Annotated in this window: 22 protein-coding genes, 1 tRNA gene and 1 riboswitch; of the genes, 10 read left to right on the forward strand and 13 right to left on the reverse strand. The window is 64.7% G+C overall.

Translation table 11 applies throughout. The annotated features are described in order from the left end of the window. Positions 1-56 precede the first annotated feature (56 nt). Positions 57-587 carry a TetR/AcrR family transcriptional regulator gene (locus tag J4G43_RS01360; RefSeq protein WP_208083841.1) on the reverse strand — a complete coding sequence of 177 codons (531 nt, stop codon included), beginning with the start codon at positions 585-587 and terminating at the stop codon, positions 57-59. A 107-nt stretch (positions 588-694) separates the two neighbouring features. On the opposite strand from J4G43_RS01360, the gene J4G43_RS01365 reads away from it, so the two are divergent. The 3 genes from J4G43_RS01365 (at position 695) to J4G43_RS01375 (ending at position 2,178) form a co-directional block, all read left to right on the forward strand. After that, positions 695-1,045 (forward strand): hypothetical protein, encoded by a 351-nt coding sequence (locus tag J4G43_RS01365; protein ID WP_071908737.1) that lies wholly within the window; start codon positions 695-697, stop codon positions 1,043-1,045. Between the two features lie 216 nt (positions 1,046-1,261). Next, complete coding sequence (locus J4G43_RS01370; RefSeq protein ID WP_028150199.1) at positions 1,262-1,540, forward strand: PepSY domain-containing protein; 279 nt, start codon at positions 1,262-1,264, stop codon at positions 1,538-1,540. Positions 1,541-1,584: 44 nt separating this feature from the next. Further along, complete coding sequence (locus tag J4G43_RS01375) at positions 1,585-2,178, forward strand: cytochrome b/b6 domain-containing protein (RefSeq protein WP_208083842.1); 594 nt, start codon at positions 1,585-1,587, stop codon at positions 2,176-2,178. Between the two features lie 167 nt (positions 2,179-2,345). Here the strand turns inward: J4G43_RS01375 and J4G43_RS01380 are convergent, their stop codons facing one another. Then, positions 2,346-3,023 (reverse strand): LON peptidase substrate-binding domain-containing protein, encoded by a 678-nt coding sequence (locus J4G43_RS01380; protein ID WP_063980301.1) that lies wholly within the window; start codon positions 3,021-3,023, stop codon positions 2,346-2,348. A gap of 104 nt (positions 3,024-3,127) precedes the next feature. Then, on the reverse strand, positions 3,128-4,051 hold the full coding sequence (gene trxA, locus J4G43_RS01385; protein WP_014490757.1) for a thioredoxin: 924 nt from the start codon (positions 4,049-4,051) through the stop codon (positions 3,128-3,130). 275 nt (positions 4,052-4,326) lie between these two features. On the opposite strand from trxA, the gene J4G43_RS01390 reads away from it, so the two are divergent. The 4 genes from J4G43_RS01390 to J4G43_RS01405 all read left to right on the forward strand — a co-directional run bounded on the left by J4G43_RS01390 (position 4,327) and on the right by J4G43_RS01405 (position 7,920). Beyond that, positions 4,327-4,401 (forward strand) — tRNA-Gly (locus tag J4G43_RS01390). A 76-nt stretch (positions 4,402-4,477) separates the two neighbouring features. Beyond that, a complete protein-coding gene (locus tag J4G43_RS01395) occupies positions 4,478-5,464 on the forward strand; it encodes an NAD-dependent epimerase/dehydratase family protein (RefSeq protein ID WP_208083843.1) in 987 nt (328 codons plus the stop codon). A gap of 379 nt (positions 5,465-5,843) precedes the next feature. After that, the gene (locus tag J4G43_RS01400; protein WP_166104978.1) at positions 5,844-7,124 is read left to right on the forward strand and encodes a PQQ-dependent sugar dehydrogenase; all 1,281 of its coding nucleotides are present in this window, start codon (positions 5,844-5,846) and stop codon (positions 7,122-7,124) included. A 202-nt stretch (positions 7,125-7,326) separates the two neighbouring features. Beyond that, positions 7,327-7,920, forward strand: a complete 594-nt coding sequence (locus J4G43_RS01405; protein ID WP_166104981.1) for a c-type cytochrome — start codon at positions 7,327-7,329, stop codon at positions 7,918-7,920. 209 nt (positions 7,921-8,129) lie between these two features. Here J4G43_RS01405 and panE read toward each other — a convergent pair whose 3' ends face one another. From panE to J4G43_RS01425, 4 genes are all read right to left on the reverse strand, one after another. Further along, on the reverse strand, positions 8,130-9,053 hold the full coding sequence (panE, locus tag J4G43_RS01410; RefSeq protein ID WP_208083844.1) for a 2-dehydropantoate 2-reductase: 924 nt from the start codon (positions 9,051-9,053) through the stop codon (positions 8,130-8,132). Between the two features lie 123 nt (positions 9,054-9,176). Beyond that, positions 9,177-9,785: a 2-hydroxychromene-2-carboxylate isomerase gene (locus tag J4G43_RS01415; protein ID WP_208083845.1), complete on the reverse strand. Its 609-nt coding sequence runs from the start codon at positions 9,783-9,785 to the stop codon at positions 9,177-9,179. A 107-nt stretch (positions 9,786-9,892) separates the two neighbouring features. Beyond that, positions 9,893-11,242 carry an MATE family efflux transporter gene (locus J4G43_RS01420; RefSeq protein WP_208083846.1) on the reverse strand — a complete coding sequence of 450 codons (1,350 nt, stop codon included), beginning with the start codon at positions 11,240-11,242 and terminating at the stop codon, positions 9,893-9,895. Positions 11,243-11,330: 88 nt separating this feature from the next. Beyond that, the gene (locus tag J4G43_RS01425; protein ID WP_208083847.1) at positions 11,331-11,927 is read right to left on the reverse strand and encodes a DUF2239 family protein; all 597 of its coding nucleotides are present in this window, start codon (positions 11,925-11,927) and stop codon (positions 11,331-11,333) included. Between the two features lie 150 nt (positions 11,928-12,077). Here J4G43_RS01425 and J4G43_RS01430 point away from each other — a divergent pair, with 150 nt between their 5' ends. Continuing rightward, entirely contained in the window at positions 12,078-12,743 is a 666-nt protein-coding gene (locus J4G43_RS01430; RefSeq protein WP_028151097.1) for a glutathione S-transferase family protein, read from the forward strand. Positions 12,744-12,789: 46 nt separating this feature from the next. Here the strand turns inward: J4G43_RS01430 and J4G43_RS01435 are convergent, their stop codons facing one another. From J4G43_RS01435 to ggt, 3 genes are all read right to left on the reverse strand, one after another. Beyond that, positions 12,790-13,854 (reverse strand): IS630-like element ISRj1 family transposase, encoded by a 1,065-nt coding sequence (locus tag J4G43_RS01435; RefSeq protein ID WP_026192128.1) that lies wholly within the window; start codon positions 13,852-13,854, stop codon positions 12,790-12,792. A gap of 42 nt (positions 13,855-13,896) precedes the next feature. Then, positions 13,897-15,192, reverse strand: a complete 1,296-nt coding sequence (locus J4G43_RS01440) for an MFS transporter (protein WP_063980311.1) — start codon at positions 15,190-15,192, stop codon at positions 13,897-13,899. Positions 15,193-15,289: 97 nt separating this feature from the next. Continuing rightward, positions 15,290-17,041: a gamma-glutamyltransferase gene (gene ggt / locus J4G43_RS01445; protein ID WP_208083848.1), complete on the reverse strand. Its 1,752-nt coding sequence runs from the start codon at positions 17,039-17,041 to the stop codon at positions 15,290-15,292. A gap of 100 nt (positions 17,042-17,141) precedes the next feature. On the opposite strand from ggt, the gene J4G43_RS01450 reads away from it, so the two are divergent. Beyond that, positions 17,142-18,527 carry an MFS transporter gene (locus J4G43_RS01450; protein ID WP_208083849.1) on the forward strand — a complete coding sequence of 462 codons (1,386 nt, stop codon included), beginning with the start codon at positions 17,142-17,144 and terminating at the stop codon, positions 18,525-18,527. Positions 18,528-18,628: 101 nt separating this feature from the next. On the opposite strand, the gene purH is transcribed toward J4G43_RS01450, so the two are convergent. From purH to J4G43_RS01465, 3 genes are all read right to left on the reverse strand, one after another. Then, entirely contained in the window at positions 18,629-20,221 is a 1,593-nt protein-coding gene (gene purH / locus J4G43_RS01455) for a bifunctional phosphoribosylaminoimidazolecarboxamide formyltransferase/IMP cyclohydrolase (RefSeq protein ID WP_208083850.1), read from the reverse strand. Between the two features lie 25 nt (positions 20,222-20,246). Further along, a riboswitch (ZMP/ZTP riboswitch) is annotated at positions 20,247-20,328 on the reverse strand. Positions 20,329-20,387: 59 nt separating this feature from the next. Continuing rightward, complete coding sequence (locus J4G43_RS01460) at positions 20,388-22,106, reverse strand: heparinase II/III family protein (RefSeq protein WP_208089225.1); 1,719 nt, start codon at positions 22,104-22,106, stop codon at positions 20,388-20,390. A 155-nt stretch (positions 22,107-22,261) separates the two neighbouring features. After that, positions 22,262-23,608 carry an RsmB/NOP family class I SAM-dependent RNA methyltransferase gene (locus tag J4G43_RS01465; RefSeq protein WP_208083851.1) on the reverse strand — a complete coding sequence of 449 codons (1,347 nt, stop codon included), beginning with the start codon at positions 23,606-23,608 and terminating at the stop codon, positions 22,262-22,264. 187 nt (positions 23,609-23,795) lie between these two features. Between J4G43_RS01465 and J4G43_RS01470 the strand changes: the two genes are divergently transcribed. Beyond that, positions 23,796-23,993 carry a DUF1674 domain-containing protein gene (locus tag J4G43_RS01470; protein ID WP_208083852.1) on the forward strand — a complete coding sequence of 66 codons (198 nt, stop codon included), beginning with the start codon at positions 23,796-23,798 and terminating at the stop codon, positions 23,991-23,993. The last annotated feature ends 56 nt before the right edge of the window (positions 23,994-24,049 follow it).

Consider the following 24,049-nt stretch of genomic DNA (forward strand, 5'->3'; position numbering starts at 1 on the left):
GTTTTCGAGCGAAGTGGATACCGGTTCGCATAAAGAAAACGCGTCAAAACAAGAATCTAGGCGGAGACCATCCGCATGATCTCGTCGAGCAGGCCCTGGAGCCGTGCCGCCGGCACCGGCGTGCCCGACAAGGCAAAGCCCAGGAATGTCCAGTACAGGATCTGCGCGCGCGCCTGCGCCTTCGCCGGCTCGAGCCCCCGCATCGCAAGCAGCGTCTCGATATAGTCGATCCTGCGGCGGTCGATCGCGCGGACCGCGCCTTGCGCGGCCGTATCGAACGCCGCCCAGCTGCGCACGGCGCGCTCCAGGTCGAGCCGCGCGCCAAAGGATCTCCGCAGCAGCGCCTTCAGCGGCTCGTCGCCGGCAGCCTCGACGTCGGCGATGATCTGTTCGGCCGCGATCTCGCGCCAGCGCTTCAGGACAGCGGCGTGGAACGCGCCGAGATCGGCGAAGTGCCAATAGAAGCTGCCGCGCGAGACGCCCATGGCCCTTGCGAGCGGATCGGCTTTCAGGGCCGTGAAGCCGTTCTTGGCCAGCGCCTTCAGGCCCTGCTTGATCCAGTCGTCGGCGGAGAGTTGTTCGGTCATGACCGGTTCCGGAAAATTGGCCATACACTAGTGTATTGACAGGCGGCGGGCCAGCGCCTATCTCACCATACACAACTGTACGGACGAAGCTTCAGGGAGCTGTGCCGATGCGTGATCTCTTGCTCCAGTGCTCCGGCGTGGTGGCCATTGCCGTGGCCCTCATCCATGGCGTTCTCGGCGAGACCAAGGTCTTTGCCCGGGCCCGCATCGAGCCGGAACGGCTCCGCACCCTGATTCGCCTGGTCTGGCAGGCCTCGACCGTCGCCTGGATCGGTGGTGGTGTGCTCCTGATCGCGGCGCCCTGGATGGACTCGGAGCTGGCGCGCCGCTGGATCGTCGTCACCATGGTCTGTGTGTTCGGTTTCTCGGCTGTCGCCAACGCGTGGGCCACGCGCGGCCGGCATTTCGGCTGGATGGCGCTCAGTGCCGTCGTTGCGATGGCGGTTGCCGGCTATTGAGGTGCCGCGCCCAGAATGCCGGCCGTCAAACCGTGAGGCGTAAGGCCGCAGCGGCCGCTCAAATGCCTGCTGCCTACGGAGCCAACTGATCTTTTCCGGATCGTTAGAATAACTCTAAAGCCATCCGCGTCCAAACCGGATTGACTTCATCATCGCCTTTGCTTCCCTCGCTCCCGCTTCGCGCCGCGCGCGCACACGACAGAGGAGGAGACGTTCGTGAAGGTCATTCGTGTTGTTGCAATTGCACTGACGGTCGGCATGGGTATGAGCTCGGCGGCCATGGCCGACGGGTTCAAGGATTGCACCAAGCTCGACAAGGCGTCGTGGAAGCCGGCCGCCGAAGCCGAAGCCAAGGCCAAGGCGCTGGGTTACGAAGTGCGGCGCTCCAAGATCGAAGGCTCGTGCTATGAGGTCTACGGCGTCAAGGAAGGCAAGCTCTACGAGCTGTTCTACAGCCCGGAAGATCTTAGCCTGAAGAAGACGGTTGCCAAGTAAGGTTTCAAGCAAGGTCTTGAGCAAGGCTTGAGGATAGTCACGGCTTGATCGACGAAGCGGTGTCAGAAACGCGCGGGGCGTCCGACGGGACCCCCGCGGATCGAACGGCTTCGCGGACGGTCGCAGTCTGGGACCTCCCGCTACGCCTCTGGCACTGGGCCCTCGCGGTCAGCATCTTGGCCGCGTGGTTCACGCCCACCGTCTACGACACCCTTCACCGCATCGTCGGCTATACGGTGCTCGGGCTTCTCGCCTTCCGCCTGGTCTGGGGTTTTTGGGGAAGCCGCTATTCGCGCTTCCGCATGGTCGGCATCCGGCTTCGGGCCGCGCCACACTATCTCTGGAATCTACGCCGCGGCATGACCGGCCGCTATATCGGCCTCAATCCAGCCGGCACCTTGATGCTGGTGGCGCTGCTGCTGGCGATCGCCATCTCGGCCATCACGGGGGCGATGTCGGTGACCGTCACCTTCTTCGGCCTGTGGTGGGTCGAGGACACCCACGCGATAGCATCCGACGCCGTCATCGTGCTGGCCGTGGTACACGTGCTGGGCGTCGTGCTGATGGGGCTTCTCCAGCGTGAGAACCTGATCCGCGCGATGTTCACCGGACGCAAGCGCATCCGCCATCATCAATAGGGTTTTTGAGGCGGCGCTCTCTCCTCGTCATGGCCGGGGTTGTCCCGGCCATCCCGTTCCTTTGTGCCTCTCAGACGTGGATGCCCGGGTCATAGGCGAGCGAAGCGACGCCGTCCTTCGGACGGCTATGCCCGGGCATGACGGAGCGTGACGCGGCAGCGCGCCCCTCACTGCAACGGCGGATCGCCGCTGGTGCGCTTCTTGGCGAGATCCATCTCGGTAACCGCGATCAGGATTTCGGCGCGGGTCTTCAAATCCGGCGCCTCCAGCATGGCCTGCTTTTCCGCGGGGCCATAGGGCGACATCATCGCCAGCGCGTTGACGAGCGCCTCATTGGGCGCGCTCTCGACGCCTTCCCAGTCGACCTTGAGATTGTTGGCCTTCAAGAAATCCGCCAGCACGGTCAGCAGCGCCTCGCGATCGACCTCGTCCTCGCCCATGCGCGCGGTGAAGTCGTCGACGAAGGTGAAGAAGTCCACCTTGCACTGGCGGTAGGCGGTCAGCACTTCGAGCTCCTTGACCACCTTGAAGCGCGAGACGCCGGTGAGCTCGAGGAGGTAGCGGCCGTCGCCGGATTCGGCGAGTTGGGTGATGCGGCCGACGCAGCCGACGCGGAACAGCGCCGGCCTGTCGGAATTCTTCGGCGAGTGGGCGATGTCGGGCTGGATCATGCCGATCAGGCGATGGCCGTCGCGCAAGGAATCGTCGACCATCGAAAGGTAACGCGGCTCGAAGATGTTGAGCGGCATCTGGCCGCGCGGCAGCAAAAGCGCGCCCGGCAGCGGAAATACCGGAATGATCTCCGGCAGGTCGGCGGGGCCGCGATATTCGATGTTGATCGGCATCTGGACCCCGCTAGACTCGCTAGAGCATGATCCGGACCCGGAGGGCCGCGTTAGCGCAAAGTGTGAAGCGGCTTTCCGACAAGATCATGCTCCAACAATAACCCTTACGAAAACAGGATCGTCGACAAGCGCTTTCGTCCCTCGACGGTAGCATCATCCGTGCCACCCCAGGCCTCGAAGAATTGCACGAGCTGCTTGCGGGCGCCGTCGTCGTTCCACTTGCGGTCGCGCTTGATGATCGCCAGCAACTGCTCGGTGGCCGCCGCCCGGTTGCCTTGCGCATTCAGCGCGGTCGCAAGGTCGAAGCGAGCCTGATGATCGAGCGGGTTTGCGGCGACTTTCTGTTCCAGCTCGGCCACCGGCCCCAGCTGCTCCGCCTGCTCGGCGAGATCGATCGCGGTCTGCACGGCTTTCACGGCGGGGTCGTTGCGCTTGGATTCCGGCACCATCGCCAGCGTCTGCTTGGCCTGCTCCATCGCGCCGGAGACGGCGTAGCATTTCGCGAGTCCGGCAAGGGCCGCGATGTTGGTCGAATCGTGCTGCAGCACCTCGGCATAGATCTGCGCGGCGGCGGCGGCGTCCCCCTCGGCGAGCACCGCCTCGGCCTCTTGCAGGATCTCGGCGATATTGGGCTCGCCCGGCGCCGTCACGCCCTTGGTCACCTTTTCGATGAAGGCGTTGACCTGGCTCTCCGGCACGGCGCCCATGAAGCCGTCGGCCGGCTGGCCGTTGACGAAGGCGATCACGGCCGGGATCGACTGGATGCCCATCTGGCCCGGGATCGCCGGATGCTGGTCGATGTTCATCTTGACCAGCTTGACCTTGCCCTTGGCCGCCTTGACCGCCTTTTCCAGCACGGGCGTGAGCTGCTTGCAGGGGCCGCACCACTCCGCCCAGAAGTCGATCAGAACCGGCTGGCGCTTCGATTCCTCGATGACGTCCTTCACGAAGGTCTGGGTGGTGGTGTCCTTGATCAGATCGGCCGCAGCCGGGCCCGCCGCTCCGTTACCTTGGTCGATGATCGTCACGGGATCCCCTCGTCTGATGTCTGGAATGGCGGCTCTTTAGCACGTCGCCAATTCATATGCTTCGTTGTCGGCTCCTAGATTGGGCCGAATGGGCCGAATTTCAATCCATCAGGGCCGATTCGCCGGTTCCGGCGCGCTTTCGGGCGATTTGGCCGCATTCGGGGTCCATATAGGGCCTTCGAAACCGAATCTATTCTGCCGGTAGCTGTTGCATTCGCCGTCCGCTTTTGGCATACGACAGCCGTTGCCGGCGCGTCATGCGACCGACACAGGATGCGGGTGTAGCTCAGTGGTAGAGCACGACCTTGCCAAGGTCGGGGTCGAGGGTTCGAGCCCCTTCGCCCGCTCCAATTTTTCCCAAAGCATCCAGCCAAACCGGGTCGGGCCGTGGTTTTCCACGCCGCTGGCGGCTGTATTGGGTCTCAAATGACAATACTGGTCACGGGCAGCGCGGGCCACCTTGGGGAGGCCGTTCTCCGTATGCTCCGGGGACGCAGTTTCCCCGCGCGTGGGATCGATCTGAAGCCATCGCCCTTCACCGATGCCGTCGGCTCGATCGTCGATTCCGACTTCGTGCGGCGCCAGATGGAGGGCGTCACCGCCGTGGTCCACTCCGCGACGCTGCACAAGCCGCATGTGGCGACCCACAGCAAACAGGATTTTGTCGACACCAACGTCACCGGCACGTTCAATCTGCTCGAGGCGGCCATAGCCGCCGGCGTGCGCAGCTTCGTCTTCACCAGCACCACCAGCGCATTCGGTTCGCAGCTTCGACCCGGGGCCGGACAGGCTGCGGTGTGGGTCACCGAGGATCTGGCGCCGGTGCCGAAGAACATCTACGGCACGACGAAGCTGATGGCCGAGACGCTGTGCGAGCTGTTCTTTCGCGAGCGCGGCCTGCCCGTCGTGATCTTGAGGACCTCGCGCTTCTTCCCTGAGGACGATGACGATCCGGCGATGCGCTCGGCTTACCCGCTGGACAACGCACAGGCCAATGAGCTGCTCTATAGACGGCTGGATATAGCGGACGCGGTGAGCGCCCATCTGCTCGCCGTCGAGCGCGCGCCGAAGATCGGTTTTGCCCGTTACATCATCTCCGCCACGAGCCCGTTCGAACCCCGTCATCTCGCGGCGCTCGCGCGCGACGCGGCCGGTGTCGTGCGCGAGCTCTACACGGATTGCGCGCAGCTCTATGCGGCGCGCGGATGGCGGCTATTCCCCGAGATCGACCGCGTCTATGTCAACGATCGTGCGCGGCACGAGCTAGGCTGGCGGCCCGAATTCGACTTCGCGCATGTCCTGAACAGCCTGCGCGACGGCCGCGATTTTCGCAGCACGCTGGCGCGCGAGATCGGGTCGAAAGGCTATCACGACACGGTATTCGACGACGGACCCTATCCCGTCGCCTCGTAATCGCCGTCTTTGCCGTTTTGCTCGACGCATCAAATGTCTGCCCGGCATCACCGGGAGCAGACCGGGCTGAGCCGTTCTACTGTGCATGGGGTTGTTTTCGCAATTTTGTGCGACCGCCCCGCCTGCTGCCTGCAAATCAGTCACACGCCATTTTGATTCCGCGTTGCAGCGAGACCGCGATCGTCGCCGTGCAAATCTTCGTAGCATTCAGTCTCAATTTCTATTGAGTCTGACTGCAGTGCTCCCGACGCGCTTCTCACCGTCCGCAGATGTGCTAACATTTTTGCGTCTGTCGTCCTGACAGAGTCCGAACTTCGCCTCTCGACTAGCAAAACAAAATAACGTGCAGCCCTGACGGCTGCCTTAGGGGAGTGACGTGATGAAATTCCATCAATCCGTCTTTCAATCCGTCCTGGCGCTTGCAGCGGTTGCCCTTCTCGCGGGGACAAGCGCAGTCAGCGCACAACAGCAGGACAAGAACCGCCAGCTGAAGAAATACGAATCCGGCACCAAGGAGTTCTGGACCCATCCGCCGGACGACTGGTTCCTCGGCGACGAGACCGAGGCGCAGAAGGGCCTCGCACCGCCGTCGGGCCCGCCGACCGGCGCGTCGGAGGCCGAGCTCGCCGCGATGATGAAGAAGATCAAGCTGCCGGCCGGCTTCAAGATCGAAGTCTATGCGCCCGGCGTTCTCGCCGCGCGGCAGATGGCCTGGGGTGACAAGGGCACGCTGTTCGTTGGCTCGTTCGGCCTCGGCAACGTCTATGCCATCAAGGACAACAACGGAAAGAAAGAGGTCAAGACCATCCTCAAAGGGCTGAACATGCCCACCGGTCTCGCCTTTAGGGATGGCGCGCTCTACGTCATCGCGGTCGACAAGCTGATCCGTTACGATAACGCCGAAGCCAATCTCGACAAGCTCGGTGACGGCAAGGTCGTCTATGACGACATGCCCTCCTATGCCGCGCATGGCTGGAAGTACATCGCGGTCGACAAGGAAGGCTGGTTCTACCTGCCGTTCGGACCGCCCTTCAACGTCGGCGTGCCCCCGACCAGTGTCTCGCAGATCCGCCGCGTCGATCCCAAGACCGGCAACGCCGAGATCTACGCGCTCGGCGTTCGCAACTCGGTCGGCGGCGACGTCGATCCGCGCACCGGCAAATATTGGTTCACCGAGAACGCGCGCGACTGGATCAGCGACGATCTGCCCTCAGACAAGCTGAACATGATCTCGAAGATCGGCGAGCATTTCGGCTATCCCTACTGCCACCAGGGCGACCTGCTGGATACGAAGTTCGCGATGGGTCACAAGTGCTCCGAGTTCACGCCGCCCGTGCTGAACCTCGGCGCGCATGTCGCTCCGCTCGGTATGAAGTTCTATACCGGCGACCAATTCCCCGCCGAGTACAAGAACAACATCCTGATCGCCGAGCACGGCTCCTGGAATCGTCACAAGTACCAGGGCGGCAATATCACACGCGTGATCGTCGGCCCCGACGGCAAGAACGCCAAGAAGGAGGTGTTCGCCTCCGGCTGGATCGAGGGCGACCAGGGCTATCTCGGCCGTCCCAACGACATCATCCTCGCCAAGGATGGCTCGATCCTCGTCGCCGACGACTGGGCCGGCGCGATCTATCGCATCAGCTACAGCAAGAAGTAGCGCAAGACGACACGAGGCTGCGACCGGATGACGGTCGCAGCCTCTTTTGTTTGTGACAGGCTTGCAGCGGAACGCGTTCGTCATGCCCGGACTTGATCCGGGCATCCATCAAACGAGAAACCTCTTTGCAAACGGGATGGATTGCCGGGCCTACGCCAAGCAGGCGGGTCAAGCCCGGCAATGACAGTCGGAGAAATCAGCCATGCGAGCCGTTCGGTTTGGAATTCTGTCTGTGACGCTATCGCTCGCAGCACTTGCATTCGTCCGAGCTCAGGCCGCCGATAATGCCGCGATCCAGGAGAAGGCCGCCGTCTGCTCCGGCTGTCACGGCGAGAACGGCATTTCGCAGACGGAGAACATCCCCTCGCTGGCCGGCCAGCCTGATCAATTCATCCAGTGGCAGCTCGTGTTCTTCCGCGCCGGCTCGCGCAAGAACGACCAGATGCAGCCGATCGCCGAGGAGATCACCAACGAGGACATCCGCAATTTCGGCGCCTATTTCGCGCAGATGACGCCGCCGAAGGCAGCGGAAGACGGGGATCCGGACCTGTCGAAAAAAGGCGCGCAAGTTGCCGTCGGCCGCCGCTGCGCCTCGTGCCATACGGATAGCTTTGCCGGCACCAAGGCCGTCGCGCGGCTCGCGGGCCAACGCGAGGAATACCTGGTCAAGGCGTTGCACGACTACAAGAGCAGCCAGCGCGTCGGCGGCGGTGGCGCTGCGATGGCCGATGTCGCCTATCACATGAGCGATGAGGAAATCACCGCCGTCTCGCACTATCTCGCGTATTTCAAGTAACGCGGAGTCGTTGCGGCAAACGCCGCTGTCGTCCCGGGGCGCGACGAAGTCGCGAGCTACGATGCGCAATTGCGTATCTGAGGACCCATAGCCACAGGATCAAGTTTGGCGAAGACTCGTGGTGACCAGCTCGCGTCATAACCACTCCCTGTGGTTATGGGTCCCGGGCTCGCGCTCTGCGCGCCCCGGGACGACAGCGAAGTTTGGAGCTACCCCGCCCGCTGCCTCTCATACGCCTTCAGATGCGTATACGCGATGCGCAGCTTCGGCACCGGCACCTTGGCGGCGTCGGCGCGCGCGATGAGGTCGCCGATGACGTGATCGGCCTCGACCGGCAGGCCCGCCTTGATGTCGCGGAACATGGATGCCGTCATCGGCGATCCCTCGGTGGTGAGGTTGCCCTTCACGCGCTCGAAGAACGGGCCGCCCGGCGTGTAGCCCGACGCGGTGGCGATCGCGCTGGTCTCGTCCAGCATGCCGAGCAAAAAGTCCCGGCCGCCGGGGGCCGCGAGGATGTTGCCGACGGAGGTGCGCATCAGGCTGGTGCTTGCGGCGAGCGAAGACAGGAACACCCACTTCTCCCACATGTCCTGCATGATGTTCTGGCTGGCGGCGGCGCCATTGATGCCGCTCTTGAAGGCCTCGTCGATCGCCTTGACCCGGTCCGAGAGCTTGCCGTCGCGCTCGCCGTAACTGAGCGACTGCATCGGCTGGAGCTGCACCACTTCGCGCTTCTCGTTCAGGGTTGCCGCGATGGCGCAGAGGCCGCCGAGCACGCGCTCCTTGCCGAATTTTTCGTCGAGCGTGTCGAGATGCTTCATGCCGTTGAGCATGGGGATGATCGCCGTATCAGGCCCGACGGCGGCCGCGAACGATTTGATGGCGTCGTCGAGGTCGAACGCCTTGCAGCTCAAGAGCACGACGTCGAACTTTTCCTTGAGCGCGTCGGCTTGAACGGTCGGCGGATTCTTCAGCGTCACGTCGCCGTTCGGGCTCTTGATGACGAGGCCCGCGCTAGCGAGCTCGCTGGCGCGGCGCGGCCGGACCAGGAAGGTGACGTCGCGGCCGACCTGTAACAGCCTGCCACCAAAATAGCCGCCGATGGCGCCGGCGCCGACCACGAGGATACGCATGAGAGAACTCCGTCTTTATTCTTGGCTTTGTACTAGGCTTTATTTTTGGCGGATGGCGAATAGGAAGTAGCGAATAGCAGGCGCGATTTCCACTCGCTATTCGCTACGCGCCATTCGCGCGCTTCACTTTCCCGACACCATCTCCTCGACCTCGCGCAGCTGCTCCTTGCCGAAGAGCATCTCGTTACCGACGAAGAAGGTGGGCGAGCCGAACGCACCGCGGGCAACGGCGTCCTCGGTGTTCTTGATCAGCTTGCCCTTGACCTCGGGCTCCTGGGCGCGCGCGAACAGTTTATGGGCATCGAGGCCGGAGGATGCCAGTGCCTTCGCCGCGACTTCCGGGTCGTCCATCTTCTTCGGCTCGCGCCACATGTGGTGGAAGGCGGCCTCGACATATTTTTCGAACACGCCCTCGGCCTGTGCCGCGATCGCGGTACGCATCAGGTTCAGCGTGTTGACCGGGAAGAACGGATTCATGACATAGGGCTGGACCTTGAAGCGCTTGACGAAGCGCTCGGTCTCGACCGCCTGGAATTCGCGCTTGTTCTTGATGCCGGCGAGCGTCTCGGCCGGCGACTTGTTGTTGGTCGACTTGAAGATGCCGCCGAGCAGGATCGGCACGTACTCGAATTTGACGCCGATGCGCTGCTCGATCGCCGGGATCGCGAGATGACTGAGATAGGCGTTCGGGCTGCCGAAATCGAACAGGAATTGCGGGGCTATGCGGGTCAAAATCGTTCTCCCTGACCTGGCTTTTGATCTGGCTTTTCATCCATTGTGGCGCAGGGCGCGCCACGGGTCCACCGTTTAATGATGGTCATAATATCTTGATGATCCGGTCAGATCAGACGCCGGATCGCGCGCCTGCGCCACACCGTGAGGTAATAGCCCATCTGCAAAACGAACATGGCGCAGAACACGATCGGATAGGCAGCCCACACACCTTTCAGGCCGATCGTGCGGCTCAGGATCACCGCGGCCGGCAGCTCGATCGCGACAATGGCGAGGATCGACAGCAGCATCGGCGTCAAGGCGACGCCGGCCGCGCGCATGGCTCCGGAAAACACGGTAGCCAAGCCGAACGGCACCGAGCTCCACAGTGCGATGTGAAGCAGTCCCCCGGCGAGGTCGAGTACGGCACTGTCGGTGATGAAGAGGCCGAGCACGGCCCGCGGCGCCAGATAGATCAGCCCCACCAGCCCGCCGGTCAGGACAATGTTGAACAGGAGGCCGGTGCGCACGATGCCATCGAGCAGCGCCCTGTTGCCGCCGCCGATGGCCTGTGCGCCGAGGATCGAGACCGCGATCGAAATCGACATGGCCGTGAACTGCGTGTAGCCCATCACCTGGTTGACCGCGCCATACGCGGCGGTGGCATCCGATCCAAAGCCGTTGACGAGCCCGAGCAGCACCAGCTCGGCGATTGCCATCACCACCATGCCGACCGCGCTCGGCAGTCCGATGCCGAGAATGTTTCCGAGCACGGCACGATTGAGCCGCAGATGACGCAGCAGCGCGGCATCCGGTGCCAGTGCATGCTTCGTCCGCAGCAGATAGACGGCCAGCGCGAGCAGCGTCAGCGCGTTGGCAATCGCGGCCGCCCAGGCCGGACTGGTGATTCCGGCGGCAGGTATCCCGAACGCGCCGCGGATCAGCATCGGCGTCAGGATCAGTCCGATGGTGGTCGACAAGGCCAGCGCCAGCAGCGGCGTCACGGCGTCACCGACGCCGCGGATCATCGCCGTCATCAGCAGGAAGACGAAGCCGAGCGGCATGGTGAGCAGCATGATGCGCGCATAGGCACTGGCCTGGTCGAGGATGTCCGGAGGCGTCGCGAGCATCGTCATTAATTGCCGGCTGAAGAAGCCGCCGACCAATGCAACCGAAAGCGAGAGCAGCAGGCCGATCGCGAGCGTCGTGCCGACGACGATCCTGATCCTGTCGTGCTCGCCGGCGCCAAAGGCCTGGCCGATCAGCACAGTGGCGCCGGTGCTCAGGCCCATGACGAAGGCGAACAGGAAGAACATCACCGGGAAGAATGCCGACACCGCTGCGAGCGCGTCGACGCCGATCATCTGGCCGAGATAGACGTTGCTGACGGTCCCGAACAGCGATTGCAGCGCGTTGCTCAGCACCAGCGGTGCGAGGAAGCGGAGGAATGTCGTCCAGAGCGGCTTTGGAGTGGGCATGGATAGGCCTTTCATCGGGGCGTGCGAAGCCGTTGCCGCGCGATGCACGCGCGGCTTGGCCGTCGATGGGTGAGAGAAAGTGCTGCGCCTAAGCGCGGTCGCTGTAGGCGAGCTTGACGATGTGGTCGCGGACGTCGACCGGCCAGTCGGCGATCAGTCCGGTGAAGCGCCGCCGGTCATCCGCGAACAGGGCGCGCGAAGCTTCCTCGAACTGCGGCAGATTACCCGCCATGGTCGACATGAAGTGATAGGCCGCATCACGCGCCTGCCGCTCGCGGTCCTTGTCGCCGCTTGCGCGTCTCGCCTCGTCGACGAGTTTCCGCAGCGCGACCGAGGCGCCGCCCGGCTGGGCTCCGAGCCACTCCCAGTGCCGCGGCAGCAGCGTCACCTCGCGCGCGACCACGCCGAGCTTCGGCCGGCCGCGCCCGCGGGGCTCGCTCGGTGGCGCGGTCTCCTCGACCGGCGGCGGGACAAGCTTCGCCACCCGCGCCAGCACCTCGCGATCCCCGCCGCGCAGATCGAAGTCGATCGGTCGGCCCGTGCTGTCCTCGAAGATGATGATGGGCTCGTCCGGCGGTGGCGCTATCCGTTTGACGACCAGCGCGACCTCTCCCGCTGGCCCGGACGCCAGGCGGCGATGGCCCTGGAAGGCTGTGAAAGTCCGTTGCATTGAAATCATTGCCATATTGATGATGTTGGCCTTTTAATATCCGGGTAAATTGCGGACGTCAATATACCCGGGTTAAATTGTCCGTCTGGATGGCTCGACATTGCGTTCCCGGGCTGGCACGAACAGCGCGGCCGACCGACCACGCCTAGCCTGGGGACCTCCACGATGCTGACCGTTCACCACCTCAACAATTCCCGCTCACAGCGGGTGCTGTGGCTGCTCGAGGAGTTGGGCGTGCCCTACGAGATCGTGCGCTATCAGCGCCAGCCGGACATGCGCGCGCCGAAGGAGCTGCGCGCCATCCATCCGCTCGGCAAGTCGCCCGTCATCACCGACAACGGCAACACCATCGCCGAGTCAGGCGCGATCATCGAATACCTCATCGCCACCTACGGCAACGGCCGGCTGATTCCGCCGCCGAATACGCCTGAGCGGCTGCGCTTCACCTATTGGCTGCACTATGCGGAGGGCTCGGCGATGCAGCCGCTGCTGCTCAAGCTGCTGTTCACGCTGATGCCGAAGCGCGCACCCGCGCTGCTTCGCCCGCTGGTGCGCAAGGTCTCGAACCAGGCGCTCACCGCGCTGGTCAATCCGCAGCTCAAGCAGCACATGGATTATTGGGAAGGCGAGCTCGGCAAGAGCGAGTGGTTTGCCGGCAGCGAGTTCACCGCCGCCGATATCCAGATGAGCTTCCCGCTCGAAGCCGCGCAAGCGCGTGGCGGGCTCGAGCTCGGCCATCCCAAGGCGATGGCATTCCTGGAGCGCATTCACGCGCGGCCGGCGTACGCCAGAGCGCTGGAAAAGGGCGGGCCGTACCAAGTGGGGCGGTAAAATTTCCTCACCGCCCCGGGTGATAACGCCGGACTAGTACCCGGAATCAGAGCTGAGTGATACGGCGGCCTTTGAAACGGCGTTGACGGACCTTTTTCTTGGTCCAGACGAAGGGCTCGGCTCTGTCGTTGTATGCGTTGACGTAGGCATCGATGTGTTCCTGAAGCTGCTTGAGGCTCGTGAAGGAGGTGCCGCTGAGCGACTGCCCCTGCAAGATGGAAAACCATACTTCGACCTGATTGAGCCATGACGCACTTGTCGGCGTGAAATGAAATTGCACGTTGGGGTGGGCCTTGAGCCAGTCCTCGTTCTTTTTATGGGTGTTGAGGTTGTCGAGGATGACGTGAAGCTTGCGGTTCGGAAAAGCCGCGGTGACGCTGTTCATGAAATCGAGAAACTCGACGCGGCGCCGGCGTTTTGAATGGGTCGCGATGATCTTTCCGGTGGCGACTTCGAGCGCCGCAAACAATGTTGTGGTGCCATGCCGCTTGTAATCGTGGCTTTGGCCGGTCAAGGCGCGGCCATTGGGCAACTTCAGATAACCCTGCGCTCGCTCCAAAGCCTGGATCGAGGGCTTCTCGTCCACGCACAGCACAATGGCCTTCGCCGGCGGCGCGACATAGAGGCCGACAACATCGGCGGCTTTGGCCGTAAAGTTCGGGTCGTTGCTCTCGCACCAGGACTTGCGAGCCACCAGGTCAATCTTGTGGCTGCGCAGGAACCGCCAGACATATTGGACATCGACATCGCCCAGCGCCTCGGCCAGCAGGGGGCCGGTCCAGCGCGCAAACCCTTGCGGTGGCGGCTTATCCAGCAGCTTCAGAATCCGCTTGTCGGTCGTCTTCGTATAGATCGGCTGCTTGCCAGGCCGCGGCTTGTCTTGCAGCCCTTCAAGGCCATGGTCGGCATAGCGATGCCGCCAAAGGCTGACAATCCGCGGCTGGACCCCAACTTCCTTGGCGATCGACCGGGTGCTGCGCCCATCCGCCGCCAACAGAACTATCCGCGCCCGCTTCAAATCGCGCTGCAACGTCACCGGTGAGCGACAGCACGCCTCAAGCACCTTGCGATCTTTCCTCGAAAGGTGGACTTCTCTTGCTTCGGGTATCATCCCGACCTTGAATCACGACTCACGTTCCAAGAAAAGTGGGTACTAGTCCGCGTGCAGCACGCGCCCGCGCGTCTCCGGCAGCGCGAAGGCGGCAATGAAGAACAGCACGTAAGCCACCACCGCGAACATCGCGATCGCATTCGCGAGCGAGGTCGTCGCCGAGAGCGCGCCGACTAGGAACGGAAACAGCGCGCCGATGCCGCGGCCGAAATTGTAGCAGAAGCCCTGGCCGGAGCCGCGCAGCCGCGTCGGATAGAGCTCGGTCAGGAACGCGCCGATCCCCGAGAAATAGCCCGAGGCGAAGAAGCCCAGCGGGAAGCCGAGCACCCACAGGATCTCGTTGGTGAGCGGCAGCTGCGTGTAGAGCAGCACCACGGCCATGGCGCCGATCGAGAAGATCAGGAACAGATTGCGCCTGCCGATGCGATCCGCGAGCCAGGCCCCGACGAGATAGCCGATGAAAGAGCCGATGATCAGCGTCGAGAGATAACCGGTCGAACCGACGATCGACAGGTGCCGCTCCTTGGTCAGGAACTGCGGCACCCAGAAGGTGACGGCGTAGTAGCCGCCCTGGCAGCCGGTCGCCATCAGCGAGGCCAGGATCGTGGTCTTCAGGATCGGGCCGGAGAAGATTTCCCAGAGCGCCGGACGATCGCCGCTCGCGGCCTGTTTTGCGCGGGCCTCGGCCGCGATCTCCGGCTCGGTGACGGAGCGGCGGATGTAGAACACCAGCAGCGCCGGCAGCGCGCCGATCACGAACATCCAGCGCCACGCCGTCTCCGGCGGCAAAGCCGAGAACAGGATCGCCTGCGACAGCACGGCGAGACCCCAGCCGACCGCCCAGCCCGACTGCACCGAGCCGACTGCGCGTCCGCGATATTGCGGCCGGATCGCCTCGCCCATCAGCACGGCGCCCGCCGCCCACTCGCCGCCGAAGCCGAGGCCGAGCACGGCGCGTGCGATCAGGAGCTGGTCGAAATTCTGCACGACCGCGCAGACCAGCGAGAAGAACGAGAACCAGATGATGGTGATCTGGAGTGTCCTGACACGTCCGATATGATCGGAGAGATAGCCGCCGAGCCAGCCGCCGATCGCGGAGGCCAGCAGCGTCACGGTGCCGGCGAGTCCGGCCGAGGCCGCATCGACCTTCCACAGCGCGATGATGGTGCCGATCACCAGCGGATAGATCATGAAGTCCATGCCGTCGAGCGCCCAGCCCGCGGCGCAGGCCCAGAACGTCCGCCGCTCCGGCGCGTTCATGTCGCGATAGAAGGCGAGAAGGCTGGTGTCTTCGATCTCCGCGCGCTCAATGCGCTGGGTCGGATCGGCTGTGCTCATGTGCGTTTCCCCGGCGGTCCCTTAAAGCTGCGCGGTGGTAGCACGCACGGCAGCCCGCGCAAGCAGGCGCGCGCTGCCGTGCCATGCAACGGCAAGACTACTGTCCCGCGGCTTCCGCGCCGCGGGTACGCGGATCGGGCGCGCCGAGTGGACCGTTCGGCGTCACGAGAATCGAATTGGCCGAGGTCTGTCCCATCGGCTCGACGATGAGGTGATCCATCGCCTTCAGCTCGAACAGCACATCGCCGGGAAAGCCGCTCTCGACGCGCACCTCGTCCGGCAGCCATTGGTGATGCAGCCGTGGCGCAGCGACGGCGGCGGCCACATCCATCTTGTAGTCGAGCACGTTGACGATGACCTGGAGCACGGTCGAAATGATGCGGCTGCCGCCGGGCGAGCCCGTCACCAGCACCGGCTTGCCGTTCTTGAGCACGATGGTCGGGGACATCGAGGACAACGGCCGCTTGCCGGGCCCCGGCAGATTGGGCTCGAAACCGACGAGGCCATAGGCGTTGGAAGCCCCGACCGCCGCGGTGAAATCGTCAAGCTCGTTGTTGAGCAGCACGCCGGTTCCGTCGGCAACGAGGCCGACGCCATAGCTGAAATTCAGCGTGGTGGTGTTGCTGACGGCATTGCCGCCGGCGTCGACGACGGAAAAGTGCGTGGTGTTGGTGCCCTCGTGCGGCGCGGGAGGGGCGGAGACGAGCTGCTTCGACGGCGTGGCGCGCTCCGTGGAGATGCCGGCGCGCAGCTTGGCGGCGTAGTCCTTTGCAGTGAGCGTGTCGATCGGCGCATTGACGAAGGCGGGATCGCCGAGATAGCGCGCACGATCCGCATAGGCGCGCTTCATGGCTTCGATCAGCAGATGCAGCGAAGCGGGCGACCCCTGTTTCAGATCGGCCAGCTGAAAGCCCTCGAGGATGTTGAGCGTCTCCACCAGCACCACGCCGCCGGAGGAAGGCAGCGGCATCGAGACGATGTCGTAGCCGCGATAGGTGCCGCGCACCGGGGCACGGATCACGGCCTGATAGGATTTCAGATCGGCCGGCGTCATGATGCCGCCGGCGTCAGTCACGGCCTTGGCGAGCTTGTCCGCGATCGGTCCCTCATAGAAGCCGCGTGGCCCCTGTGCGGCGACGGCCGACAGCGTTTCGGCGAGATCACTCTGCACCAGCCTGTCGCCTTCGCCGAGCGGTGTGCCGTCGGGGCGCGAGAAGATCTTGGCCGACGACGGCCAGCGCGCCAGCCGCCGGTGCCAACCCGGCAGCGTGTCGGCAAGGTCGTCGGTGACGACAAAACCGTCGCGGGCGAGCCCAATCGCGGGCTCGAGCAGCTGTGCCAGCGTGAACCGGCCCGAGCCGTATTTTTCCAAGGCCAGCACAAGACCTGCGACGGTGCCGGGCACGCCGACGCCGAGCGCGGAATCCCGCGACTTCGCGGCATCGGGCTTGCCGTCAGCACCGAGGAATATCTGCGGGGTGGTCGCAGCCGGCGCGGTCTCGCGATAGTCGATCGTGATGTCTTCGTTGCGCTCGGCCGAATGGATCACCATGAATCCGCCGCCGCCGATATTGCCGGCGCGCGGATACGTCACGGCCATCGCAAAGCCGGTGGCGACCGCGGCATCGACCGCGTTGCCGCCGCGGCGCAGGATGTCGGCGCCGACTTGCGCCGATATCTTTTCCTGCGCCACCACCATGCCGTGCTCGGACGGAACGGCGTGCACCGTGTCGAGCGCGGGTGGGACATAGGCTCGCCGCGCATCCTGTGCGGTGGCAGACGAAAAACCAAACGCCAGAGTGGCAATGAAGGCGAAAAATGTCCGCCGTGTCGGATATGACGACATCATCAAGCTTCCGTCGCGGCCTCAGGCCAGTTCCCACGCGTCGCTTCAATGCTATACGCTTTGCCCCAACAGAGGCAAAACTGTTCGTGATGGGGACTGGAATATGACGACGATCGCCTCGGATGCGCGCTTGGCCGGCGCGCAGCGGACCTATCCGCCGCGCGCCGCCGTTATCAGCTGGATCTTCTTCGATTGGGCCGCGCAGCCTTATTTCACGCTGATCACGACCTTTGTTTTCGCACCCTATTTCGCCACCAGCATTGCGCCAGATGCCGCCACCGGCCAGTCGTTGTGGGGCTTTGCGATGGCGGCCGCAGGCCTCGCGATCGCGCTGATGTCGCCGGTGCTCGGCGCCATTGCCGATGCCTCGGGCCGCAGGAAGCCGTGGATCGCGGGATTCGGCGCACTGCTGGTGCTGGCGGCCTGCACGCTGTGGATCGGCAAGCCCGGCGATCCCACCATCATTGCGCCGCTGCTCACCGCGGTCGCGCTCGCCAGCGTCGGCGCGGAATTCGCCACCGTCTTCAACAACGCGATGATGCCGACCCTGGTGCCGCCTGAGCGGATCGGCCGGCTCTCCGGCACCGGCTGGGCTACGGGTTACATCGGCGGCATCGTCAGCCTCGTCATCGTGCTCGGCTTCCTCGCCGCCAATCCCGAAACCGGCCGCACGCTGCTCGGCTTCAAGCCGCTGTTCGGGCTCGATCCGGTCAGCCATCAGGGCGATCGCATCGTGGGACCGCTGACCGGGCTGTGGTTCATCATCTTCGTGACACCGTTATTCCTGTTCACGCCGGATTATCCGGCGAAGCATCCGGTGCGCGAGGCGCTGCACGAGGGATTGTCGGATCTCAAGCAATCGATTAAGGGCCTGCCGCAGCGGAAATCGCTCGCGGCATTCCTGCTCGCCAACATGATCTACACCGACGGCCTGGTGTCGCTGTTCGCGTTCGGCGGCATCTATGCCGCCGGCACCTTCGGCTGGCACACGATCCAGATCGGCACCTTCGGCATCATGCTCGCGATTGCCGGCGCCCTTGGCGCATGGCTTGGGGGCAAGCTCGACGATGGTCTCGGGCCGAAGCGCGTCATCGCCGGCAGCCTGCTTGTTCTGTTGCTGGCGGTGGCGGCGATTCTTCTGGTCGACAAGGACAGCGTCCTGTTCGTCAAGGTCGCGCCGCCTCTTCCGGGCGCGCCCCTGTTCTCGAGCGCTGCCGAGCGCGCTTATCTCGTTTTGGGTTGTCTCATCGGCGCTGCCGGCGGCCCGCTTCAGGCCGCCTCGCGGACGCTGCTGATCCGCCTCGCGCCGAAGGATCGCATCGCGCAGTATTTCGGCCTATTCGCGCTGACGGGGAAGGTAACGTCCTTCATCGGCCCGCTGCTGATCGGCATGATCACCGCGGTGACGGCGAGCCAGAAGGCCGGCATGGCCGTGCTGGTGGTGTTCTTCGTCGCGGGGCTTGGGTTGTTGATGCGGGTACGGGATTAGTGGCGTAGCCCGGATGGACCGAAGCGCAATCCGGGGCCGCTGTTGCTGAGACGTGAAACCCGGATTTCGCTGCGCTCCATCCGGGCTACGCTCGCGGTGAGTTAGTGCCTGAAGTGCCGCGTGCCCGTGAATACCATGGCGATGCCGTGCTCATCGGCGGCCTTGATCACCTCGTCGTCGCGCATGGAGCCGCCGGGCTGCACCACGGCGGTGGCGCCGGCCTCAATGCAGGCGAGCATGCCGTCGGCGAACGGGAAGAACGCATCCGACGCCACCACCGAGCCCTTGGTGAGCGGCTCGGCGAGCTTGAGCTCATTGGCCGCGTCCTGCGCCTTGCGCGCTGCGATCCGCGCTGAATCCACCCGGCTCATCTGGCCCGCGCCGATGCCGACGGTGGCGAGATCCTTGGCGTAGATGATGGTGTTGGACTTGACGTGCTTTGCGACCCGGAACGCGAATTTCAGATCGCGCATCTCGGCGTCGGTGGGCGCACGTTTGGTCACGACCTTGAAGGTCATGTCGTCGACCACCGCGTTGTCGCGGCTTTGCACGAGGAGGCCGCCGGCCACCGTCTTGGCGGTGAGGCCAGGCGCGCGCGGATCGGGCAGGCTGCCGACGAGCAGCAGGCGCAGATTCTTGCGCGCGCCGATGATCGCGATCGCCTCCTCGCTGGCGTCGGGCGCGATGATCACCTCGGTGAAGATCTTTGTGATCTCGCGCGCGGTGTCGGCGTCGAGCGCGCGGTTCATCGCGATGATGCCGCCGAACGCCGAGGTGGAATCGCATGCGAGCGCCTTGCGATAGGCGCTGACGAGATCGGAGCCTTCGGCAACGCCGCATGGATTGGCGTGCTTGACGATGACGCAGGCCGCGGTGCGCTTGGCGTCGAACTCGCCGATGCACTCATAGGCCGCATCGGTGTCGTTGATGTTGTTGTAGGAGAGCTCCTTGCCCTGGAGCTGGCGTGCGGTCGAGACGCCTGGCCGCTTGTCGGGCGTCGCATAGAACGCCGCGGTCTGGTGCGGGTTCTCGCCATAGCGCAGCGACTGGATCAGTCTGCCGCCGAAGGCGCGGAAATCGGGCGCGTCGATTTCGAGCTGGCGGTTGAACCAGTTCGAGATCGCGGCGTCATACGCGCCGGTGCGCGCATAGGCCTTTGCGGCAAGCCGCCGGCGCAGTTTCAACGTCGTCGATCCGTTGTTGGCGGCGAGCTCGTCGAGCACGGCCTTGTAGTCCTCGGCCTCGACCACGACGGCGACGTCGTCATGGTTCTTCGCCGCGGCGCGGATCATTGCGGGGCCGCCGATGTCGATGTTCTCGATGCAGTCCTCGAAGCCCGCGCCCTTGTCGACGGTCGCTTCGAACGGATACAGGTTGACGACCAGGAGATCGATCGGCGCGATGCCGTGTGCCTTCATCGCTTCCGCATGTTCCTTGTTGTCGCGGATCGCGAGCAGGCCGCCATGCACCTTCGGATGCAGCGTCTTGACGCGGCCGTCCATCATCTCGGGGAAGCCGGTGAGGTCGGAAACGTCCTTCACCTTGAGGCCGGCCGCGGCGATCGCCTTGGCGGTGCCGCCGGTCGAGACCAGCTCGACATCGTGCGCGGCAAGCGCCTTTGCGAACTCGATCAGGCCGGTCTTGTCGGAAACGGAGAGAAGAGCACGGGTGACGCGGCGGGGATGGTCAGTCATGAGCAAGATCCTCTGTCTTAAGGAGTGTCTATGCCCAGGCGCGCGGCGTCTCTGTCCCGCGCTTCCCGATGGTGCTCCATCCAAGGTCGCCAGTCGCGCGAGCGAGGGCTCGATAGCAGCTTTCGGCCGTTTTCACAACGATGAGATGGGGCCGAATCGTGCGCGTTTACAGCGGAAGTTCCGGCTCGCGCCGGGCGTTGCGGCGGGCATTGGTGACCGCCGGCGAAGCGGTCGAGCGAACGAAGCTCCAGCGGATCGACGGCGCCTGTCGCGCATCCTGCCGGATCACGATCTGCGCGGTGCGGCGCGGGCCGTCATTGCCGGCCAGGAACACGCTGTCCTCGAGATCGACCTTGTCGTCGAGCGCCTCGAAGGTCCAGACGTCGCGGTTCGGCAGCACCAGCATGACGCCACGGGCATCCGACAACCGGCTCGCCTTCACCGCCGGATGCAGATGGAAGCGCAGCGCGAAGTCGGCGTCGGCGCCCTTGAAGCGTCCGCCCTGCGGCGGCGACAGCGTGTCCTCGCCATCGATGCGTGCGCCGTCATTGGCGACCATCAGCACGCGGCGATGGATCGCGCCGAATTTCGCGAGGTAGCCGTCATGCGAGGTCGTGAGCAGCGTGCCGTTCTGAACGATCTCGCGATAGCTCTCGACCTCGACGGGGCCGCTGGTGACCGGCGAGCCGTGCAGGAGGCGCTTCATCGCCGACATCTCGACGAACTGGCATGAGGACGTCGCGTGATAGGTCAGCGTCGAATGCGCCGCGGTGCCGCGTGCGAACGGCCGCCAATTGTCGCGGCCCGTGGTCGGCATGCCGCAATTGGTGACGATGCGGCTGATGCCGGAAGACAATTCGAACGACAGGCAGCCGGCATGGGCGTCGTGGCTGACGCCGGCCGGCGGCGGCGGGCCGGTGTCGATGATCAGCGTGGTCTGGCCGGCGTCGAGACGCTGGAAGCCGGTATGCGGCATGTTCGCCATCGGCGCGCCGTGGGTGTCGTCATAGGCGAGCAGCGTGGCGAGCAGGTCCGAGGGCGTCGCGCTCATGCCGTTGAACAGCGCGAAATTGCCGTCGCCGTGCCGGAAGAAGCGCAGCATCGGCATCATGCGGTCGATCGCGTTGAGCAGCGCCGGCGGCGGCGCGATGTTGCGCGCGGCAAAGGTCTGCCGCAGCGGCAACAGGTCGATCAGGAGCTCGATCAGCGCGCCCGGATTGCGGGAGATGTGGCCGCCGTCGGGCAGGATCTGCCGCTGCAACTCGTCCGAGAGCTTTTTCGAGGCACTGCGGATCTGTCCCGCCTGGTTGGCAAGGCACAGCGCCGCGTAGCACAGCGCGATCAGCACCTGGAGCTTCGGCACCCCGTCGGGCATGTTGACCATGGTGTAGCGCAGGAGGCGGATCTCCCGCGCCAGCGCCCGCAGATAGCGGCGGTAGAATTTGTTGTCGGTGTCGTTGAGCACCAGCGGCGCCTGCGACAGCAGCGAGATCACACGCCGCGCCAGCACGTCGGCACGCCGCGCGACGGCGCGGCGCTTGTTGGCGGGGTTGGCGATCCAGTCCTCGACCAGCGCGCGCGCATTGGCCCGCGTCAGTGCAGTGTCGGCGGCGCGCAGATGGCGCAGCCAGCCGAAGCCGAGCAGCGCGACCTCCCAGTCTTCCGACGGCGGTTCGAGATCGAAGATCGAGCGGCCGTGGCAATTGACGATCTTGCCGGCGAAGACGAAGCGGCCGGCATAGATCTCTGCCGCGCGGGTCGCATCCGCGGTGCGCAGGTCATGCGGCGCAATGATCAGCCGGTCGGTACGGCCGGGCCAGACCCGCGACAGCGCAACGGAACCGCCGCTCGCGCGCGCGAGCATGTTCCGCGCGAAGCGGTTCATCACCAGCGTCGAGATACGTCTGCGTTGAGCGACCGACACGCCTTGCCTTGAAGGGGGAGAGGATGAACGACGAATCCTTCTTAATCCCAAAATCGGACGTCTGACACCATCTTGAAGCGTCGCGAATCAGCGCTGGCGCAAAAACCGGTGCAAAATCAGGATTTAACGAGCCGGGCTGCGTAGAAACCGTCGAGCCCGCCGAGCTTGGGATCGGCGTTCGGCAGGTGGCTGGGCAGAGTGCGCAGGTCGCCTTCCGTGGTGATGATCTCGCTGAGCCCCGAGACCTCGGAAGCTTCGATCGGCACGCGGCGCAGGCCGCCCTCCGTGGCAAGTAGCGCCGCGATCGCCTGCTCGCCCTCTTCGGGTTCCAGCGAACAGGTGCAGTAGACCAGCGTCCCGCCCGGCTTGAGCAGCGAGACGGATTTCTTCAGCAGCCGCTGCTGGAGCGCGGTCAGGGCGGCGACGTCGGATTCCTGCCGGAGCCAGGCAACGTCGGGATGGCGCCGGATCGTTCCGGTCGATGTGCAGGGCGCATCGATCAGGATGCCGTCAAAACCTTCGGCAGGGCCGGCCCATTCCACGGCATCGGCGACGCCGGTTTCGGCCTGGAGCGACAGCCGCGTCAGATTCTCGCGCAGGCGCGCCACCCGGGCGGGTGAGCGGTCGATCGCCGTGACATGCGCGCCGGCCTGGGCCAGTTGCGCGGTCTTGCCGCCCGGGGCGGCGCAGAGATCGGCAATGGACTTGCCTTTGATGTCGCCAAATAGCCGAGCCGGCAACGCAGCGGCGGCATCCTGCACCCACCATTGCCCCTCGGTGAAGCCGGGCAGCATGGTCACGGCGCCGTGCAGCACCGTGCGCACCGATCCGGTCGGCAGCACTTCACCGTGCAGCCGGCTCGCCCATTGCGCGGCGTCCGATTTCACGGTGAGGTCGAGCGAGGGCTCGTGGCCGAGCGCCAGCGCCATGTCTCTTGCGGTCGCCTCGCCGTAATGCGCGCTCCAGCGCGCGAGCAGCCAGGGCGGCAAGTCCAGCGATTGGGTGGCAACTTCATCCACCAGCGCCTTGCCCTCGCGCGCGCAGCGGCGCAGCACGGCATTGACGAGGCCGGCATAACGCGCGGCACGCCGGTCGGATTGAACGAGGCGGACGGAGAGATCGACCGCGGCGTGATCGGGCACGTCCATCCAGAGGATCTGGGCGGCGCCGATCAGGAGTGCGCTCTGCGCGCGCGGCGCTTCGGAGGGAATGCCCTTGTCGAGCAAGCGGGACAGCACGTGGCCGAGCGTGCCGAGCCGACGCAGTACGGTCGCGACCAGGCGGCGCATCAGCGCGCGGTCGCGGTCGGCGAGCGTCTTCAATCCGGGATGGGCACCGCTGCCGTCGAGCTGATCGTCAAGCGTGCGGTGCTTGTGCAGCACGCCGTCGACGATGTCAGCGGCGATCCGCCGCGCCGCGAGACCAGGCACTTCGGACGGAGGAGCGAAACGTTGAGATGGCATGCGGCTTAAGGTTCTTGGCGAGCGGCAGTTCCGCCGCAATGGGCGCATGCCTCGAGAGACGTATCTCTGGCATGCGAATATGCCAAATGTAAGAATGGCCTCTCGCGTTTACAGCCCGCCATGACCATCTCAGCAATGCGTTATTGGACGTCGCACACCCCGTGATCCTGCGCTAGGAACCGCCGAGATGAGTGACCAGCCCCCCGTTCCCGATCGCAAGCTGCTCCCGCCGGCCGCCCAGCGCGCGCTGGCCGAGGCCGAAGCGCGCCGGCAGGCTGCTGCTGCCCACGCCGCGGCGGCGCCGAAGGAATTGCAGGGACCGAAGGGACCTGAGCCCACCCGCTACGGCGATTGGGAGCGCAAAGGTATCGCCTCGGACTTTTGAGGCTGTCGTTTGAGGCTATCTTGCCGGATCGCCCGACTCAGCCCTAGCGTGCGCGG

This window comes from Bradyrhizobium barranii subsp. barranii (assembly GCF_017565645.3).
GTDB classification, from domain to species: Bacteria; Pseudomonadota; Alphaproteobacteria; order Rhizobiales; family Xanthobacteraceae; genus Bradyrhizobium; species Bradyrhizobium barranii.

Bases quoted from the DNA above. Each gene is read 5' to 3' on its own strand.
- J4G43_RS01395 (WP_208083843.1), top strand. From the start codon at position 4,478: ATGACAATACTGGTCACGGGCAGCGCGGGCCACCTTGGGGAGGCCGTT.
- J4G43_RS01460 (WP_208089225.1), bottom strand. From the start codon at position 22,106: ATGAACCGCTTCGCGCGGAACATGCTCGCGCGCGCGAGCGGCGGTTCC.
- J4G43_RS01450 (WP_208083849.1), top strand. From the start codon at position 17,142: ATGACGACGATCGCCTCGGATGCGCGCTTGGCCGGCGCGCAGCGGACC.
- J4G43_RS01365 (WP_071908737.1), top strand. From the start codon at position 695: ATGCGTGATCTCTTGCTCCAGTGCTCCGGCGTGGTGGCCATTGCCGTG.
- ggt (WP_208083848.1), bottom strand. From the start codon at position 17,041: ATGATGTCGTCATATCCGACACGGCGGACATTTTTCGCCTTCATTGCC.
- J4G43_RS01400 (WP_166104978.1), top strand. From the start codon at position 5,844: ATGAAATTCCATCAATCCGTCTTTCAATCCGTCCTGGCGCTTGCAGCG.
- J4G43_RS01405 (WP_166104981.1), top strand. From the start codon at position 7,327: ATGCGAGCCGTTCGGTTTGGAATTCTGTCTGTGACGCTATCGCTCGCA.
- J4G43_RS01465 (WP_208083851.1), bottom strand. From the start codon at position 23,608: ATGCCATCTCAACGTTTCGCTCCTCCGTCCGAAGTGCCTGGTCTCGCG.
- J4G43_RS01470 (WP_208083852.1), top strand. From the start codon at position 23,796: ATGAGTGACCAGCCCCCCGTTCCCGATCGCAAGCTGCTCCCGCCGGCC.
- J4G43_RS01360 (WP_208083841.1), bottom strand. From the start codon at position 587: ATGACCGAACAACTCTCCGCCGACGACTGGATCAAGCAGGGCCTGAAG.
- purH (WP_208083850.1), bottom strand. From the start codon at position 20,221: ATGACTGACCATCCCCGCCGCGTCACCCGTGCTCTTCTCTCCGTTTCC.
- J4G43_RS01430 (WP_028151097.1), top strand. From the start codon at position 12,078: ATGCTGACCGTTCACCACCTCAACAATTCCCGCTCACAGCGGGTGCTG.
- panE (WP_208083844.1), bottom strand. From the start codon at position 9,053: ATGCGTATCCTCGTGGTCGGCGCCGGCGCCATCGGCGGCTATTTTGGT.
- J4G43_RS01420 (WP_208083846.1), bottom strand. From the start codon at position 11,242: ATGCCCACTCCAAAGCCGCTCTGGACGACATTCCTCCGCTTCCTCGCA.
- J4G43_RS01440 (WP_063980311.1), bottom strand. From the start codon at position 15,192: ATGAGCACAGCCGATCCGACCCAGCGCATTGAGCGCGCGGAGATCGAA.
- J4G43_RS01380 (WP_063980301.1), bottom strand. From the start codon at position 3,023: ATGCCGATCAACATCGAATATCGCGGCCCCGCCGACCTGCCGGAGATC.
- J4G43_RS01425 (WP_208083847.1), bottom strand. From the start codon at position 11,927: ATGGCAATGATTTCAATGCAACGGACTTTCACAGCCTTCCAGGGCCAT.
- J4G43_RS01435 (WP_026192128.1), bottom strand. From the start codon at position 13,854: ATGATACCCGAAGCAAGAGAAGTCCACCTTTCGAGGAAAGATCGCAAG.